At 31.6% G+C, this 17521-nt stretch carries 18 protein-coding genes and 1 pseudogene; all 19 read right to left on the reverse strand.

Annotated features, from left to right (window positions below; all coding sequences use genetic code 11):
* Positions 1-571: 571 nt before the first annotated feature.
* On the reverse strand, positions 572-706 hold the full coding sequence (locus AGR56_RS22850) for a hypothetical protein (protein WP_278279623.1): 135 nt from the start codon (positions 704-706) through the stop codon (positions 572-574).
* Positions 693-1628: an HD-GYP domain-containing protein gene (locus AGR56_RS12045; RefSeq protein ID WP_242851424.1), complete on the reverse strand. Its 936-nt coding sequence runs from the start codon at positions 1626-1628 to the stop codon at positions 693-695. Before AGR56_RS12045 ends, AGR56_RS22850 begins: the two co-directional genes overlap by 14 nt.
* A gap of 30 nt (positions 1629-1658) precedes the next feature.
* Positions 1659-4226 (reverse strand): zinc ribbon domain-containing protein, encoded by a 2568-nt coding sequence (locus tag AGR56_RS12050; protein WP_242851425.1) that lies wholly within the window; start codon positions 4224-4226, stop codon positions 1659-1661.
* Entirely contained in the window at positions 4192-4602 is a 411-nt protein-coding gene (locus tag AGR56_RS21905) for a hypothetical protein (RefSeq protein ID WP_242851426.1), read from the reverse strand. The genes AGR56_RS12050 and AGR56_RS21905 overlap by 35 nt, the downstream gene beginning before the upstream one ends.
* A 10-nt stretch (positions 4603-4612) precedes the next feature.
* Positions 4613-6562 (reverse strand): Hsp70 family protein, encoded by a 1950-nt coding sequence (locus tag AGR56_RS22855; RefSeq protein ID WP_278279624.1) that lies wholly within the window; start codon positions 6560-6562, stop codon positions 4613-4615.
* Positions 6519-6707: an Hsp70 family protein gene (locus tag AGR56_RS22860; protein ID WP_278279625.1), complete on the reverse strand. Its 189-nt coding sequence runs from the start codon at positions 6705-6707 to the stop codon at positions 6519-6521. Before AGR56_RS22860 ends, AGR56_RS22855 begins: the two co-directional genes overlap by 44 nt.
* A gap of 21 nt (positions 6708-6728) precedes the next feature.
* Positions 6729-8384 carry an Hsp70 family protein gene (locus AGR56_RS12060; RefSeq protein ID WP_053242437.1) on the reverse strand — a complete coding sequence of 552 codons (1656 nt, stop codon included), beginning with the start codon at positions 8382-8384 and terminating at the stop codon, positions 6729-6731.
* Between the two features lie 23 nt (positions 8385-8407).
* On the reverse strand, positions 8408-8974 hold the full coding sequence (gene grpE, locus AGR56_RS12065) for a nucleotide exchange factor GrpE (protein WP_053242438.1): 567 nt from the start codon (positions 8972-8974) through the stop codon (positions 8408-8410).
* A gap of 494 nt (positions 8975-9468) precedes the next feature.
* A complete protein-coding gene (locus tag AGR56_RS20330) occupies positions 9469-9624 on the reverse strand; it encodes a hypothetical protein (RefSeq protein ID WP_157055760.1) in 156 nt (51 codons plus the stop codon).
* 19 nt (positions 9625-9643) lie between these two features.
* Positions 9644-10921, reverse strand: coding sequence for a helix-turn-helix transcriptional regulator (locus AGR56_RS12070; protein ID WP_053242439.1), 1278 nt, complete (start codon positions 10919-10921; stop codon positions 9644-9646).
* A gap of 322 nt (positions 10922-11243) precedes the next feature.
* Entirely contained in the window at positions 11244-11486 is a 243-nt protein-coding gene (locus AGR56_RS12075) for a hypothetical protein (protein WP_053242440.1), read from the reverse strand.
* Between the two features lie 33 nt (positions 11487-11519).
* The gene (locus AGR56_RS12080; protein WP_053242441.1) at positions 11520-11861 is read right to left on the reverse strand and encodes a hypothetical protein; all 342 of its coding nucleotides are present in this window, start codon (positions 11859-11861) and stop codon (positions 11520-11522) included.
* Positions 11862-12446: 585 nt separating this feature from the next.
* Positions 12447-12932, reverse strand: coding sequence for a hypothetical protein (locus AGR56_RS12085; protein WP_053242442.1), 486 nt, complete (start codon positions 12930-12932; stop codon positions 12447-12449).
* Positions 12933-12942: 10 nt separating this feature from the next.
* Positions 12943-13503 carry a hypothetical protein gene (locus AGR56_RS12090; RefSeq protein ID WP_242851427.1) on the reverse strand — a complete coding sequence of 187 codons (561 nt, stop codon included), beginning with the start codon at positions 13501-13503 and terminating at the stop codon, positions 12943-12945.
* Positions 13482-14000, reverse strand: a complete 519-nt coding sequence (locus AGR56_RS12095) for a polymorphic toxin-type HINT domain-containing protein (protein ID WP_084757007.1) — start codon at positions 13998-14000, stop codon at positions 13482-13484. Before AGR56_RS12095 ends, AGR56_RS12090 begins: the two co-directional genes overlap by 22 nt.
* Positions 13894-15636, reverse strand: coding sequence for a hypothetical protein (locus tag AGR56_RS12100; RefSeq protein WP_053242444.1), 1743 nt, complete (start codon positions 15634-15636; stop codon positions 13894-13896). The genes AGR56_RS12095 and AGR56_RS12100 overlap by 107 nt, the downstream gene beginning before the upstream one ends.
* Positions 15637-16120: 484 nt before the next feature.
* Positions 16121-16567: a DUF559 domain-containing protein gene (locus AGR56_RS22865; protein WP_347460535.1), complete on the reverse strand. Its 447-nt coding sequence runs from the start codon at positions 16565-16567 to the stop codon at positions 16121-16123.
* Positions 16568-16693: pseudogene (locus tag AGR56_RS22870) on the reverse strand (AAA domain-containing protein); the annotation flags it as partial.
* Between the two features lie 35 nt (positions 16694-16728).
* Positions 16729-17508, reverse strand: coding sequence for a hypothetical protein (locus AGR56_RS21920; protein WP_242851429.1), 780 nt, complete (start codon positions 17506-17508; stop codon positions 16729-16731).
* Positions 17509-17521 lie beyond the last annotated feature (13 nt).

The raw sequence follows: 17521 nt of genomic DNA on the forward strand, positions 1-17521 counted from the left end.
ACTCTACTCCCTACTCTCTACTCTTCTTTAGGTTATCTATATATTTTTTAATTTTTTTATATTTAAACTCACTTACCATCGGCATTTATTAACACCCTGTATCTATCTTCATTATATAGTTTACAACAGTTTATTAACATAAACATTTTAACTCAATACATACACAAAATAACTATTTTTTAAATAGACAATTTAAAATAGCAATGCTATAATGAGCTTAAATATGGATGGATGAATGACTGGAAATGTTAAAACTACCAACATCAAATTTATCCTGACAAACTGGAAGTTGATTCAGAGCACAGAGTACAAAGTACAGAGTACAATGAAGGTGGATTTACCTTTCGTTTCTCTCAGGTAAATCTTAGAACTTAATAGTGTCAGCTACGCTGAGCACTATATTTTAAGCGCTTTGCGTGCATTAATAGGTGAGTTATTGAAAACTCTTAGAATTTTATGATTTTTGAGGTTTAGATTTATAGAATTTTTTTAATGTGACGAAGCATTGTTACTTCGCAATATTTTTATATTAAGACGCCAAACAATTTTTAGTGTCCTTCCAAAGTATCACTTAAATAACTTCCTTAATTACTAAATTCAAGTTTTCCATCAAGTTTACTTCATAAGGTGATATAGGCTGACTCGTTACAGTATCATAGGTAACTCTAATTATGGGCTTATCTGGAAAGCTCTCATTTTGCTTCACAACATAACCCTCTGCACCATTTGAAAGCTTCACACATGAACCAATGGGATATACAAAAAAAAGTCATTCTGAATTTTTGCACAATATCAGGATCAAAAGAACTACCACTTCCCGATAAAATAAGTTCATACGCCTCATTAGGAGTAAACCTTTTTCTATAGGATCTATTTGCACTTACGGCAGTAAATACATCGCATATAGATATTATTCTTGCAAACTCACTTATTTCTTTTCCCTTAAGTCCAAGAGGATATCCTGTGCCATCATATTTTTCATGATGCTCATAAATTCCTTTTAAGACATTATCACTAAAGGTTTTGTATTTTTCTATAATTTCTTTTCCATACTGAGTATGTAATTTTAAAGCATTAAATTCCTCTTCTGTAAGCTTCCCTTTCTTATTAATTATTTCACTTGGGATTTTAATTTTACCTATATCATGCAGAATACCACTAACACTTAACGCTTTAAGTCTTTCACCGCCATACCCTAAGGATTTTCCTAAAAAACAAGCCATTATTCCTGTATCAATACAGTGAATATAAGTATACTCATCATAAGATTTTAATTCATAAAGATTTATATTAGTACTGCCATCAGCAACTATATAATCAACAAGATTATAAATAATATCTATAGACTTTTCTGCACTTTTTTCGTCTCCAGTAAGTAACTCATCAAATACTTCTGGCATTTTATTAAGTGTATTTATTTTTACCTTATCCAGCTCTTCATTAATTTTTATATCGTCTAAGGCATCATCCTCTACATAAACAAAAAATACCATACTCTTTCTGAGGAAGTTTATAACCTCTCTTGTAGTTTTGGTACCCGATTTAATCAAAAGTTTACCATCATTATTGTACACACTTTTTCCAATAATCTGATCTGGTTCAAGCTCTCTAAGAAAAACCATTTTCATAATTCATTCACTACCCTATTATATATTTTCTCATCTTCTCACAAACTTATACTTTTCATATTCTTCACTTGATTCCAAAAAAGGTCTTATAAATATATTTTCATCAACAGAATTTAAATCAACCTTCTCCTCATTCCCCCTGTACACTATATTTCCATCACTGATGGTTAAAGGTTCACCTTTCATATTAGCAACTAAAACATACTTTGGCATATCTTCATTCATAAACTCATGCTTAATTATAAAAGTAATTCCCTTATTGAGTCCAAAAATCCCCTTTGATCTCTTTATCTCATAATAAATTTCCAGAAACCCCGTATTTTTTATTTTGCATTTGTTACCGTAAGAATAACGTCTTATATACTTACTTTCATTAATTGTAAAAACAGTAATAAAATAATTTATTCTATTCAAATTATCGAAAATAAATGCAGCATCTTTACTATATTCTTGAAATGTTACTTCTTTATAGTTTGCTTTAGGATCATTTACTCCATTACAAAAATCTTCAAATTTCCATCCAATAAGAACTTTTTTTGTTTCTTTAGGCCATGTCCATTGCAGATATAACTTTTTATTTAAAATATACCCTGTTAAATTTTCAACATTCTTCAAGAAAGATGCATGTACTTGCTTTCCTACTGATGCAATATTGCCTTCTGCAACTACAGGGAGTATAAATAGAACTCCATCATCAATATTTTTTATATCGCACTCTCCCTCTTTTTTTATCACGGCCTTGCTTGGAATTTTAATTAACTTATCTCTTTTTATAACTTGTCCTTCTTCAAATTCAAAAGGTTCATTTGAGTACAATATGTACACCTTTCCGCTAAAACTATTTCTCTTAAAGTTTACTCTTATTCCTTCAGCTATATTGGTCAGCCTTATTTCGGTAATGACCTCTGGAGGCACAATTGGCTTTCCAAAACAGGTTATTCCTTCCGATGCAACCTCATTGTCTTTTATATCTCTATATAAAGAAATTATACGATATCCATAGTTTTTTCCATTAACAAGTCCTATATCTTCCACTCCAAAAAGAGAGACATCCCTTAGCTTAACGCCATCTCCCCTTTTAGCTGGAACTTCCCCTTCTTTTCTCCAAACTTCAACTTCTCTTGTTTTAATGGAGGATGTCCAAGATAAAATTACTTTACCAGATTCCCTCTCAACTTCGATATCATCTACATCAGCGATTCTCATAACTGGTCCAACAACAGAAAATGTTCTAGCGTATACACTACCTCCCCTTACCGCAAAAACAGCATAATAATAATTTTGTCCTGGTTCTGCTGTATAATCTGTCATTTCATTTTCTTTGGTTTCGTAAAGAACCTTTCCATCATCAATTGAAGAAGGCTCAATTCTCATTTTTCTTATTACCTTGTAAGTTACATTTTTATTTAAGCTGCTTGAATCCCATCTTATGTTTATACCCTCACCAGTTATTTTATATCTTAAAAATCTTGGAGCTTCTGGTGGAAATTTAGCCATCCATTTTAACGCTTCGTCACAATCACTGCATACATTTAAAATAGAACTATATATATCATTTAATGTATCTTTATCTTGAGCTTCATGAGCTTTAGCAAGCTTTTTTTCACTCTCTCCTATTTTGCTTGCTATTAAATTTTCCAGAGATTCTACTAGATTTGAATAGTTTATTTGCTTTAATGCGATAAGTTCTTTCATTGCAGTATAATACTGTTTTTTTTCAATAGATTTCTGTATTTTATCTTCTCTATCAAGAATTATAATTTTTTTATTTTTTATGCTTTTCATAAGCTTTAAAGCTTTTTCGTTTTCTGGGCATAGCGCCACTGCTTCACTTATATAAAAATATGCTTTTTCAATATTTCCTGCCACCTCACATCTTTCACAGTCATTTATTAGCTGTGATGCTTTTATGACATTTTTAACATTAGTACCACAGTTATCACAAAATTCATTTTTAGAACTCACTATTTTATGACACTTGGGGCATGATATTTTTAATGGCGAGCCACAGTTATAGCAGAACTTAGAAGTTCTATAATTTACACTTCCACATACACTGCAGCCTTGCATAAAGTTTATACTTAAGTTTAATGGAACCTGAAGTGAGACTTTCTTGTCTGCACAGATGTTTTTTATATAACTTTTTGCTTCCTCTTTTTCAAAATCTTCTTCTACCATATTAGCCACTAAATTATCAAATTCTTCGCTGGACACATAGCCTTTTGCAGCTGATATTTCTAGTGCCATTTCAATATATTTTATATTTTCGCTTTTAAGTGAAGCATCATATGCTCTCTTACTTTCTTCATCTTTAAAAATATCATCACACAAACCTTGAAGAATAGAACTTGCTGTATTTATGGCATCTTTAGCTGCTATCTTTCTTATGTCATCATATTTATACTTAGAAGCCATTTTCAACACTCCTATTGGTGAATCCTTGGATACCCTTAAAAAATCATAAAGTGATTTTGCTTTTACTATTTCTAAATTTGCTTTTATCTTATTTATTATAGTACTATCTATTTTTTTCTCATTAATTATCTTATTTAAGGAATTCTTTTTATTTAATCGCACTGGAACTTTTATTCTTTTCATCATTTCTTCTTTTGAAAAAAGTTCCAAATTTACTTTGAAGTGCCTTAACCTCTTCCTCAAAAATAGCTCCCTTTGAGCATAGAAGTTGTATGCATTCATCCAATAATTTAAACTTATCTTTTTCTTCCTGCTTTTTTATTCTTAATGCCCTTTTCCATTCTTCTTTTCTCTCATATGGATTTCCAAGCATAACCCTTTTTATTTCTGGTATCAAGCTCAAATAAAATTTTGCCTTTACCGCCTTTGTAGGGTGATTTCTAAGCATTGACCATTGGCTTCTTTTTTTATTTATGACACTCTCTATTTTCTTTTCATCCTGCTCTTGAGGTTCTATGGATAATCCTAAAAGCAAATAAAAATTTTCGCTGCTTTGCAAAGCTATCACCTCACTTTAAAAGATTTAGTGAATTAGATCTTTGTCCATACCCTTGAAACAATTTAAGGTTTCCACTGGTCTTTGAAATTACTCTTGCTATCTTTGAAAAGGATTGTGTAAGCTTTGCTGCTTCTGTGAATATTGAGTTTTCTTCACAAGTAGCTATCTTATCTAAAAATTCCTTTTTAGCACTTCCAAAGCCTATTGCTGCAATTTCTATTCCATCTTCTTTGCACTTATTTGCTATTCCTATTACATCTTTTTTCCCATACCACTGTCCATCCGTAAGTACCACTATATAGGAATCTCCATCTGCACTCTTTAACATGTCATATGCTTTCGAAAATGGTTCTGATGTGGTTGAAGTTCCTACTTTAACAGAATTTAAATTATCTATTGCCTCTATAATTTTATCTTCTTCACTGGTCAAATCTACTACAATTTCATCTTTATTCGCAAAGGCCACAATTCCAACTTCTGAATTATCCATGTCTACTTCAGAAACAAAATTCTTAGCCGCTGAAACTGCATTTTTGAGTGGTTCTCCTCTCATACTTCCTGATAAATCCATAGCTACAACTATACTTTTATGTATTTTTTCTTCTTCTTCCTTTGGCTCACTGTATAGCCATTGCAAATCTTCTTCATATTTTTCAATGCTTAAGCTGAGCCTTTTTCCTGTTTTTCTTTGCACTGCCGAAACTGTAACAACACCGTTTTTATTATAGGCATATTCTATATCTATTACTGCTTGTTTTGAGTTTTCATGTTCAATATTTGAAAAAGTATACTTCCCCAGTATGCTGCAATTTTGTATATCTTCACTTTCTCCCTGCAGCATATAGACATCGAGAACATTGCTTCTGTTTCTTCCTGTTCTTATTACATATGGCCTTGTTTCTTTGCAAGGTATTCTTTTATTTTTCGATATTATAATGCTGTTTATATATCTTGCACCATCTTTGCTTATTGCAGCCATCCCAAGGCTGTGACTCATAACATCTTCAGTTTTTTTATAGCTTCCAAGTGTAAATACATTTTTGCCATCTATTTTTGCCTGTCTTGAAGCTTCTATTGCTGCTCCAATTGATACGGCTTCATCAACATTTATTCCAGAAACCACAGCTTTTCCACTTATTTTCTTTATAAATTCAAGCACCATTGGCATTCTTGTAGAACCTCCAACTGGCAAAACTCCGCTTAGCTGTTTCCAGGAAAGTCCTGCATTTTTTAGTACATCCTCACTTAATCTTTTTGTTCTTTCTAAAAGATCTCCTGTTATACTTTCTAATATTTCTCTTGTGATTTCAAAAGTTTCTTTAAATTCTCCAAAGCATATAGTAGTCTGGCACTTTTCTCTTGTTGAAAGCTGCTTTTTTATATTTTCCGATTTGACGAGTATATCATTATAGGACTCCATATCATCAAGTGGATTTATGCCGGTTTTTTCAAAGAACTTTTGTCCTATATAAACGGCTGCTCTATCATCCCAGTCTTTTCCTCCAAGTTCATGATCTCCATCTGTACCAAGCACTTCTATGCTTGATGCATCAATATGTACAAGCGTAACATCGAAGGTTCCTCCGCCCAAATCGTAAACTAGCAAATTTTTTTCTATATCATCATTTCTCATGCCATAAGCTATGGCCGCTGCTGTTGGTTCATTTATTATACTTAAAACATTGAATCCTGCTGCTTTTCCTGCATTTATTGTTGCTTCTCTTTGTGAATTATTAAAATAAGCTGGCACAGTTATAACTGCATCTTCAACGGAAGTTTTTAAAGCGGCTTCTGCATCCTTTTTTAATTTTTTTAGTAGAATTGTTGAAAGCTTCTCTGAGTTATAGTACTCGTCCCTAAAGTTTAGTCCAAAATACTCATCCCCCATATTTCTTTTAAAAAACGATGCTACATTTTCATCTCCCATTGCCTGCATTTCTTTGGCCTCTTCTCCTACCAAAAATGTTCTCTTCTCCAAAGTAAATTACAGATGGGGTTAGAGTTTTTCCTTCGCTGTTATTTAATACTTTTGGAATTCCTTCTTTATCAATAACTGACACTACAGAAAACGTTGTGCCAAGATCTATTCCTAAACTATATTTCATACTCATTTATACCTCAACTCTTTATGATACTTCTATATTTTTGCTTCTTTCTTTTGCTTCTTCAAGCTCTTTTCCCTTAATTACTGAACTTGTATCTATAGCGGTCTTTACCTCTCTTTTTTCAACTGCTTCTACTCCTGTAATTTCAAGTCTTCCTTCTTCATTTAACTTGAAAGTTATATCAATTGGTGAATTTGCAGGTAAATTTTCTGGAAGCATCAGCTCTACCTGACCTATTTCTTTTCCATAATCTAAATCTATAACTCTGTCATTTAGCTCATCTTCTACTACTCTTATAAGCACATTATCTTGGTTTTCTTCATGTGTTCCAAATCTTTCTGTAAATTCTGCTGGAACTTCTGAATTTTTTAGTATTAAATTGTATATTACTTCTTTTCCTTCATTATTGTAGGTTACAACTCCAAAACTTTTGCTTACAACATTCACTACTCTTACATTTGAAGCTTTAACGGCAGACAAAGTATATCCTGTATCATCTGCAACTTGTTTTGCTGCTTTTTCAACTATATTTTCTTCTATTTTATTTTCATCTATATTTTGTTTTACATTTTCCGGAGTTTGTCCTGTTTCCATTGAAATTCTATTTATAAGCTCATCATTTACAGACAGCTTCCATCCATATAATGCTGCCCCTTTTGAAACTGCTTCATCTGGATCAAAGATTTTAGGTTCAATTCCATACCTATCCTTTATAATTTTTTCTACTTGCGGCATTCTTGAGGAGCCACCAACTAAGAGCATTTCATCAAAGCTGTTATAATTTTTCTTTTTTGCTTCTTCCAGCATTTCATCTGTTAAGTTCACAGTTCTTTGAAGTAAATCATAGGTCAACTCATCAAACTTTTCTCTTGTAATTTCTATTTTTGCTCTTTCGCCTTCATAATTTATTGATATTGGTGCTTTTTCTCTTTGAGACAATGTCTTCTTTACCTTCTCTGCTAAGAGTTGAAGTTCCTGACAGGTTTCTTTATCTTCTAGTATGTCTTCTTCTTTTCCTGTTATTCCCCTATATTGATTTGCCATATACGCAATAAGAGCATCATCCCAGTCTTTTCCTCCTAGATTGTGGTCTCCTCCTGTGCATATTACTTTTATGGAATCCTTATTTATATCTATCATGGTTATATCGAAGGTTCCTCCGCCTAAATCATATACCAAAACAACTTTATTTTCTTCTGAATCCATTCCATAAGAAAGTGCTGCTGCCGTAGGTTCATTTAAGATTCCTTTTACATTTAACCCTGCTATTTCTCCTGAAAGTTTAGTTGCTTCTCTTTCATTTATTCCGAAGTATGCTGGACATGTTATCACTACATCTTCTATCTTTTCTCCTAAAATATTTTCTGCATCCCCTACCAATTTTCTAAGTATAAAGCTTGATATTTCTTCTGGATGATACGCTTTTCCTTCATGCTCAAAATAAAAATTTTCATCTCCCATAGCTCTCTTTACAAATGCAACAACATCTTCAGGATACATCTTTGAATTTTCTTTTGCTACGTCTCCAACTATGACATTATCACCATCAAAAAATACAACTGATGGTGTTATTCTCTCATTCTCAGCATTAGGTACAACTACCGGTCTTCCATACTCATCTATATAAGATATGCAGGAATATGTTGTTCCTAAATCTATTCCAAAAATTTTATTCATTTTGTTTTCCCCTCCTGAAAATACTATTCTTTTTTCTCTTTGTATACATACACTTCCACAAGTTCATGTCTTATAACTCTATTTTCAAACATATATCCTTTTTTCAAGCTTCTTGCTACCGTTCTATCTTTTTCTCTTTCAGCTGTTTCAACCGTTTTTATAATTTTCTGTTTTTTAGGATCAAACTCTGGCATTACATATGTAAATTCTTCTACTCCTTGTCTATACAGTATGTCTTCTAAATCTTCTGATTGCCCTTCAATAATTCCTATTAATTTCTTTGGATCAATTTCAGATACATCCTTCTGCCGTAACGCCTGTACAGTCTTATTGTTATTATCGATGGTATAAATTATATCTGTAATTACAGGCCTTAAGAGCTTATGTATAATGTCGTCTTTATATCCTTGAAGTTCTTCGTGGAGCTCATCTATTATCTTATCTTTATGACCATCATACTTAACTTTACTGACAAACTCTTCTTTTACTTCTTGTATGCTTTGGTTGACTTTCTCTAAAATTTCTTCTATATTAGCTTCTGGTTTTGATGTTTCTTCAATAATTTTTTCCTCGGCATCATTGTTACACATAACTCTCTCTATTCTCCTTTATGTTAAATCTACACATCATATGTTGAAACCACTTCTAAGCTTTAAATTGACTAAAATATTTTTCGTAACATTTAACTTATTTAAAATCAATGCACAATTCACAGTTCACAATGCACAATTAGGATGATTTATCTTCCTCTCGTCAGATAAATCTAAAATTATATAAAAATCCAATGTTCAGCTGGCAAAGCGAGCTGATATGGATTTATCTCAAATTGGCGTCAGCAATAAGTTTTAAATTTTCTGTAGCAAAGCGAAAGAAAATCATCCTTCATTGTGAACTGTGCATTGTGAATTGTGAATTAAAAAAACATTACTTGTAAAACCTACCAAATATATTTTAAAGCTTTCAAGTGGTTTATTCATACGCGCCTCTTCTTGTTTTAATTATATATTTAATTTTATACTTTGTTAAGAGGACTTGCATTAAAAAGAGCCGATTGCTTGAAATTGCAATCGGCTCTTTATGTTTTTTAAAAAATAAAAGGTATTGTATAAATAGCTTTACTCATTGCACCACCGCCTACTGTAGCAATTGAATTTACTAAACTTGCATCAGTAACAGCAACTGCAACTAGTAATACAGCACAAACAGTTATTAGTGCCTTATAAGACTTTTTTAGTTTCATTTTATAATTCCCTCCTCTTTTAAACAAATTGCAAAGCAAACTTATTTATTTCATCTATTTTAAATATATTATTGTTAGCAATATAAAAACTTATAAGTTTATGAATAAGCTTGTAATCTAATTTTCCTTGTTTAGCTGATATCACAAACACTTGATTTTTTATATCATTTACACTTTCAATACTTTCCGCATTATCTATTAATTCATAAAGAATATCACAAGCAAAAACATAATCTTTCTTTTTCCTAGCAGCATCTAATCCTTTATTATAATATTTATTAGCTTCTTCCATATTGCCCAATTCCTTATATATCTTCCCCAGATCAAACAAAATATTAACCTCATAAGAACTATTACTATCAAGAAAAGGTATTTCTTTTTCTATTATAGACAGCGTACTATTAGCTTTATCTCTAACTGCTGTTGCTAAATACAATTCAGTCATATTTACATAAACAGCTAATTTTTTATCTATATGCTCACTGCCTAACACATCCAAAATTTTATTATATAATTTTAAAGCTTCATCATATTTCCTTGATTCATGTAAGCATACTGCTTTAGTATCAAAAACCATAAAGTATTTTTGTAAATCATCTTTACTTACAAGGTTTTCTATTTTGTCAATATCCCTTATTGCCAATTCGTATTTATTAAGCAAAGAATAACTATATGCACGATTGTACATAAATTTAACAATATACTCTGATGACAAATTATCAAAATGTTCTATTACAAAAGTAGAACTCTCTATAGCCTTATCATAATCACCAACAAGAATATAAGCTTTTACTATATTCGAAAAAACTTGTAATAATTGATTAGAAACAACTAACTTTCCAATAGCAGTTACAGCTTTTTCATAATACATTATACTTTCATACATTTCATTATTAATATAATAATAATCTCCTGCTAATTCATAAATAGAAGCCATCTTATCACTAATATCCCAGTCAGCTAAAAAACTTTTTGCTTCTTTAAGAGTTTGAGCAAAACCTTCACCCTTACTTATTAGTAATTCCTTCAACTTTGCTATGTAATCATCAAGTATCTTCGTAGCTTGAACTAATGTATTTTCCATTAAATACTCAATAGTTTCATCAATCTTTAGATTACGTTTTCTTCCAATTTCTTTTAAGTTTTTTATGATTATCTCCGCCGTATTTTTCGTAATGATGGCTTTACCTGTTTCAATTTCACTTAATAAATTTCTAGTAATATCTTTTCCGGCAATATCACTTTGCTTTAATTTGTATTTATCTCTAATTGTCCTTAATTTTTCACCATCAGTCACCACTGTACTCCTCATTATTGTTCAATCACCCCATTTTCCCACCAATTTCTTTAATAATAACATTAAATGAAAAATTTTGTAAATAAAATTTTAAACATTTAAATCTTGTAATGATTTTTCATTAACTGAATGAGAAAGTGAATTATTATTATAAGCTAAATCTCTCTTGGCAGCTTTATCTTATACCTCAAAACTATTTTATTTTCTCCTGTTTCAGAAACCAATTCATCTCCTACTTTTAGATTACTTGCTGTTTCCCACTGTCCATCTGCCTTAAAAAATAAATGTTTTGGAGTTGTTTTTATTTCTTCTCCTCCAACATTTAAATATACAAATTCACAAATATTTCTTCTGTGAACTTGTAGTACTTCTTTGTACCTTCTTCTTTTCCTTCTAAATCTCTGGAATATACATAGTCTCCTACTTTTATTGTATCAACCCTTGCATATCCATTTTTAGTTAATACTAAAGTATCTCCTGTAATGCAGAACTCTAAGGCCGCATCCTTTATTTGTGACGCTTTTAGTACTGCTTTTTCTATAATTTGTTCCGAACCATCTATCATCTTAAATAATATTGATTTTCCTAGGTCAACTGTTTAATAAACTATATCAAATATGGCATTAAAGTTACTTTTTAGTGTTTTTATTATAGCACTCTTTGATAAATCTACATCTTTTACATCAAACTTTTCATCAAGTCCTTTTCCTTCGCCGCTGTATTTTCCTTCAATTCCTGCTGTTTTATCAAAGCTGCCTGCTTCAGTTAAATCTCCTGATTTTTGCATTAAGCCTTCTGCATTTTCTACTGCATTCATTGCTCCTTCTGCCTTTTCAGCAGTGTTTACAGCTTCATCTGCCTTTTCCACATCTGATACTTCTTCTACTACTTTTGAAGCTTCTCCCACTTCTTTCACAGAACTTGTCCCATCTGAAATCATAAAAATAGCTAGATTGCCTGCAACGTTAACTGTAAGCCTTGCTCTACTTTCTGCATCTCCATGAATTACATTTTTATCTATCGTGGTTCGTAGAAAAAGCCGATTGCTTAAATTCGCAATTGACTCTATAGTTTTCAGTTTTGCTGATATATCTTAATGCTCGTTTTACGGTCTTCTAAAGATGCCTGTTCTAGTTATCCAGGAAATCCTTTATCAGATACTTACACTTGAGGAACCGCTGAAAAGATTTTAATCATTTATCAATTTCTATTAAATCAGTAGCTTTAGCCTTTATTCATCACTTTTTAAATTCAATGCAACTCTTATCCACAGTCTTTTAAAACTCTGTTTTCTGATGTATTATCGTTGCTTTTTAATATAGTTCTTTTGAATGATGTATTTATTGAATATGTTAACCGCTAAAAAAATAATGAACCAGTCTACTTAAATTTCAGCTGATTCATTTCATTTTTTCACTGCATTATTAATATTATGCAGTGAAGTATTTTACATCTCTATTGTAAAATGCAACCATTCATTCTTTTGATTTATTATGAATCCAATTATAATATTATTTTGCAGTTACTATTCAATAATCTTTGCAAGATAATCTTTAATATCTTTTTGTTCTATCTTTGTTTTTTCCTCTTTTAAGTAATTAAATTTTAATATAGGTTTTTTGATTTCAATTAAAGCTTCTATATCATCTAATTTTAGTTCCTTTTTAAATACGAATTGCTCTTCTTTAGTAAATCCATGTATGGATGCTAAATCTGAATTACTTGTAAACAATGAAATTTTCTCTTCATTTAGTATATGTTTGCCTATAGACCATGGCTCAAATTCTATATTGTTATACATTACTTTATATTTTAATTCATAAGCAAATTCTAAATCGTCTGCACTTACTTCTTTTACCAATATATCACTATGTCTATTTCCTAACACGTCAACATACTCTTTAAATCCATTATTTACATCCTCCCTTTTATTACTAGTTATTTCTAATTTATTATTATAAATATCAAGTATAAAAGTTTTACCTTTATATATACAATATGCTTTAGACACTTTTCACACCTCACTTTAATTCAAGCCATCCAAGCTTCTCATCATAGATAAATTGCTGTACTATATCTCCGGTTTTACTGTCTAGAATCTTAAGTTTATCTCCATTCATAAATTTCCTAGCTGATTGATAATATTCTGGTAGCACTACATTAGTACTACCTGTAAATGCTTTCCCTGTATAAGGATAATCCTCAGGCTTAGGCTTCCAATCAGGAATGGATATTTCACTAACATCATTTGCTTTATATTCTATTGTTCCATAAACTTTATCTGGTAAGCCTACTGATTGTGAAATACCATCAACTCCATTTGTAGTTTTAAATGCTGTATTATTGTAGTCTAATCTTGCCCCATTATATTTATCAAGTAGTGTTTTTAAATTAGCCCCATGTTCTTCTACAGCTGTAAAACCTCTAACTCCATCATAGTCAGGATTATATAAGTATTTATATATGTCGCTTTGTGGTATTGTTTTACACATTAATGTGTCTGATGATGGTTTGCCTATTTCATTTCTTACAGAATCTACAAGCGACCTTTCCGAATCACTTAATACTCTATCTGGATGCAATAATTTAGCAAATTCATATACTGAATATCCTTTATCATTAATGATTTTTTAATACTATCACACGTATTTAACTCAGCATTACTTACCCCCTCAGTACCTTCTCCCTCTTTCACACTAGAAGGCTGAACATCTTTAGCTTCTTTGCCTGCAACTTCACTATCCCTTTTTCCTTTCCTAATAGTATCCGTTACAGTCTTTACCTCTTCATTACTCACTGAACAATCATTGTGCACGAGTAAACTGCCCTCACCTACAAAATATGTGTGATAATCCTCTACATTTAGATTGTATATTGCTTCTTCTGTGTGTCTTGCAGTTATATCTATTACTTTCTCGTAAGTTCCATTATTATTTTTTATTTTCTCGCCTGCTTTTATCCTCTCAGCTGGCTTAAAGCCTTCTTCTGTATAAAACAAATGGGGTGCTGTTGTTTCTAGTTTTTCTTTTCCTATTGTTATTATTATAATATCTTTTGAATGCTTTTTGTATACGTACAATACTTTTTTTTAGTTCTTTTTCTCCAGTTTTCGCATCTTCTGCATATACTTTTTCTCCATCTTTTATACTGTCTATTCTCCTTAATCCAAGCTCAGTATTTATAAGAGTTTTCCCTGTAAAACATCCTTCTAAAATGATTCTTTCTTGATTTTCCGTAAGTTCCCTTTTAGGTAGTATTATTTCCTTTACTTCATTAACTGGATCTCTCAGCTTGTACAATATTGATTTTCCTAAATCTTTTGTTTCCTTTACTATTGTAAATACTTCTTCTACTTTTGTATTTATGCATGCCTTTAAAGTATTTGCTGCTTTAGAAAATTCTTTATTAAAATTGGAGAAGGTTTTAAGTGGAGCTTCTAATTTTGACCACCAGTTTTCAGCCTTACCTGCTGTGCTCACAGCGTCTTCCACTTTTCCAGCAGTATTCAAAGCATCCTCTGTTTTTCCTATTGTATTTAAAGCTTCTTCTGCCTTTTCTCCGTTTGATACCTCTTCCACTACTTCTCCTGCTTCACCAGCTTTACTTGATGCACCTGCACCATCTGTAAATACAAAAATTGCTATATTTCCTGCAACATTAGTCACAAACCTTGATCTACTTTCTGCATCCCCATGAATTATGTTTTTATCTATTGTAGTTCGTACCATTTGAACTAAACCTGCTCGGAAATTTGCCTGTTCTTGTGTTAACGGTGGCATTCCATTTAAAAGTGTATATATATTTCCTCCAACAGTTAACCACTTTTTTGCAGTACCTAATGGATCTTTTTTAAAATCATAGAACTGCTGCCCTAACAAATGAACCAATTGAAAAGGGGCTTCCACAAGTCCTTTTCCAACATCTATGCCTCCTTCAATTATTCCTTTAACTGTTTTATAACTTACTTTTAATATTTGAGCAAGTATTGGATAATCCTTTTTAAAATTATTCCATGCTGTTTTTAGTTCTACTTCAATTTGATTTTTTATTTCTTCAAGCTTTTTTACTACCTCTGGATGATCCTTCTTAAACTCATTCCAGATATTACTTTTAAAGTTATCCCAATCTTCTTCTAAATTATTTTTATATTTTTCCTCTTCCTTTGAAAGTTCTTTTGATCCGTTTTTATCAAAAGTAAAAATCTCTTCTACTTTTATTTTTACAAGATCTACTCCATTTTCCTTTAGCCCTTCAAGATCTTTATCACTCAACGCTTTATATATTTCACTTTCTACTGCCTTTAAGCTTTTATCAACTGCATTTTCACTCTTTAATTTTAATTCACTGCTTTTACTTTCAAGTCCTGCATCGCCATTTAATGCTAGTGGTATAAAAGCTTCTGCATTTATATTAGCTGCTCTCACTTGTACATTTTCACTTATATTATTTATGTATACTGCACTTAATGCTTTTGAACCTCTAAAGGTAATTGCATTTGCCTTTTCATTTAATTTTCTTTCTACTCTTTGATATCTTGAAATTTCATCATCTAAAAATCGCTTAATTTCATTTAAATGACGAAGAAGCTTGTCCCCATCTGCTCTTATACCAGAGGTTTGTGCTTCTGCCCTGCTTAAATTTTCACTAACACTGCCTTGAAATCTATTTACAATCTCATAAAGTTCTTTTAATTTTTCAAAGTCAACTGAAATCATATTGAATCACCCATTTACTTCTTTCTTATGTCAATATTACCACTATTTGCTACATAACTCAACGTTTTTAAACTTATCTTTAATTTACTTAAAAAGCGAATTAAAAATTTTTATAAATAAAAAAGAGCAGTTCAATTGCACCCACTCTTTTTTGATCTTAAAAACGAAAGACACTACATGTATATTTTCAATAACACCGCCACCTATCCCCGCTAATAGTGAAGGATTTCGCCACTGCAAAATATTAAGAAATATTTTTCTCCGCTTTACTACGAAAAATAGACAATTTAAATAAGTTAAAGATTTTCCGCAGTAAAACGGAGGTAAATCATCCTTAACTTTTTATTGAAGGTAAAAAAGTTCACCTTTTTACGTGCACAGCATCGTAAAACCCTTCACCTTTCGCACAGCGAAAACCTTAGTCTTTTAACGAACGAAGTAAGTTAAAACCCTTCACTGTAGTCCTTCTTATGTCCACCATTTTCTACGCTGTTATCTTCTTTATGCCCAGTTCATTAAGCTTGTTTAATAACCTATTTATAGTTCTATCTTGATTTCTGTAAAATTCACTTCCTCTTATTCTATAAAATACCCAACCAACCCTTTCAAGGGCCATCTGCCTTTCTCTATGCTTTTCCCAATCCTCAATATTACTCCATCTTCCGCCATCACATTCAACTGCAATTCTATTATTTTCATCCTCTATAATAAAATCAACTTTATATTTTCCAAGACCAACAAAAGGTTTAATATCATAGCCCCTTTTTTTAACAGCATTAAACACATCTTTTTCAAATTCGCCAGCTAAAATCATATTATCACTATTGCGCTTACAAGATACTATATTAGGATCAAGACAATACCTGAGAAACTTAGTTCTTATACAGTTGCTGCTTAATTTATCTTCATCAACAGAATAAAAAACCCACATCTGATTTCTAGCACGGCTAGCTGCAACATTGAATCTTCTAACATCTGCCTCACGGGTTAACGCTGTTAACTTGCTGTTATTTGAAACAACCATGGACAAAAACATAACGTCCCTTTCATCCCCTTGAAAAGAATAAGCATCACCGCATAAAAGCTTTCTTCTTAAAAGTTCTCTCTCACCAAGCTGTGTCTTAAAAGATTCTCAATAATTTCAGCCTGCTGATCCCCCAAGAGCGAAATTACTCCCATGGTCATATTATCATACTGAGGATTGTTACAGCACTTTACTATTTGATCAACTATCTCCTTAGCCTCATTCATATTGACCTGGCTCATATTATCCTTAGAACCATTTTTTACTTTTACAGCTTTTATAGGACATATAAATGCCTCCCTACCTCTAGGATACCTCAAAGGAATTATTTCACCGGAGTAACTCAAATTATTGCTAAAGCCTATTATTTCAGGTGCACACCTAAAATGCTCCCTCAAAAGAAGCCTATCTGGAAATACTCTAAGGGCCGTATTGTAAAGGCTCGTCTGCAAATCAAACCATTCTGAATGAGGTATCTCTTTTAAGTGTCTATCTATAAGCTCATCTATATTCTCTTCACCAATTCCAACCGCCTGAGGACTTATCTGTTTGTCATCACCAACTATTACAGCACGCTTACCTCGCATAAGTGCACTCAATCCAAAGATATCACTTTGACTACTTTCATCGAATATAACCACATCAAATAAGTTCTTATTTAATTTTATATTTTCTATAACCTTGTTCAAAGGCATTATCCAAACTGGAATGCAGTCTTTACACTTTTCCATTTCCCTTTGAGCCATATTTCTATATTTAAGTGCAAATTTCCCACGCCCCTTGCCGATTCTTTTTACAGCTTGAAGCCATGCATAAAGACTTCTTTTTTGAATATCCGTTGTGTTCACAATTTGATTGTAC

The organism is Clostridium sp. DMHC 10, assembly GCF_001270375.1.
GTDB lineage: Bacteria > Bacillota > Clostridia > Clostridiales > Clostridiaceae > Clostridium_S > Clostridium_S guangxiense.

Excerpts from the sequence above, each read along its gene's own strand:
- AGR56_RS12045 (WP_242851424.1), bottom strand. The coding sequence starts at position 1,628 with ATGAAAATGGTTTTTCTTAGAGAGCTTGAACCAGATCAGATTATTGGA.
- AGR56_RS12050 (WP_242851425.1), bottom strand. The coding sequence starts at position 4,226 with ATGAAAAGAATAAAAGTTCCAGTGCGATTAAATAAAAAGAATTCCTTA.
- AGR56_RS22860 (WP_278279625.1), bottom strand. The coding sequence starts at position 6,707 with ATGAAATATAGTTTAGGAATAGATCTTGGCACAACGTTTTCTGTAGTG.
- AGR56_RS12060 (WP_053242437.1), bottom strand. The coding sequence starts at position 8,384 with ATGAATAAAATTTTTGGAATAGATTTAGGAACAACATATTCCTGCATA.
- grpE (WP_053242438.1), bottom strand. The coding sequence starts at position 8,974 with ATGTGTAACAATGATGCCGAGGAAAAAATTATTGAAGAAACATCAAAA.
- AGR56_RS20330 (WP_157055760.1), bottom strand. The coding sequence starts at position 9,624 with ATGAAACTAAAAAAGTCTTATAAGGCACTAATAACTGTTTGTGCTGTA.
- AGR56_RS12075 (WP_053242440.1), bottom strand. The coding sequence starts at position 11,486 with ATGATAGATGGTTCGGAACAAATTATAGAAAAAGCAGTACTAAAAGCG.
- AGR56_RS12080 (WP_053242441.1), bottom strand. The coding sequence starts at position 11,861 with ATGATTTCAGATGGGACAAGTTCTGTGAAAGAAGTGGGAGAAGCTTCA.
- AGR56_RS12100 (WP_053242444.1), bottom strand. The coding sequence starts at position 15,636 with ATGATTTCAGTTGACTTTGAAAAATTAAAAGAACTTTATGAGATTGTA.
- AGR56_RS22865 (WP_347460535.1), bottom strand. The coding sequence starts at position 16,567 with ATGTGGGTTTTTTATTCTGTTGATGAAGATAAATTAAGCAGCAACTGT.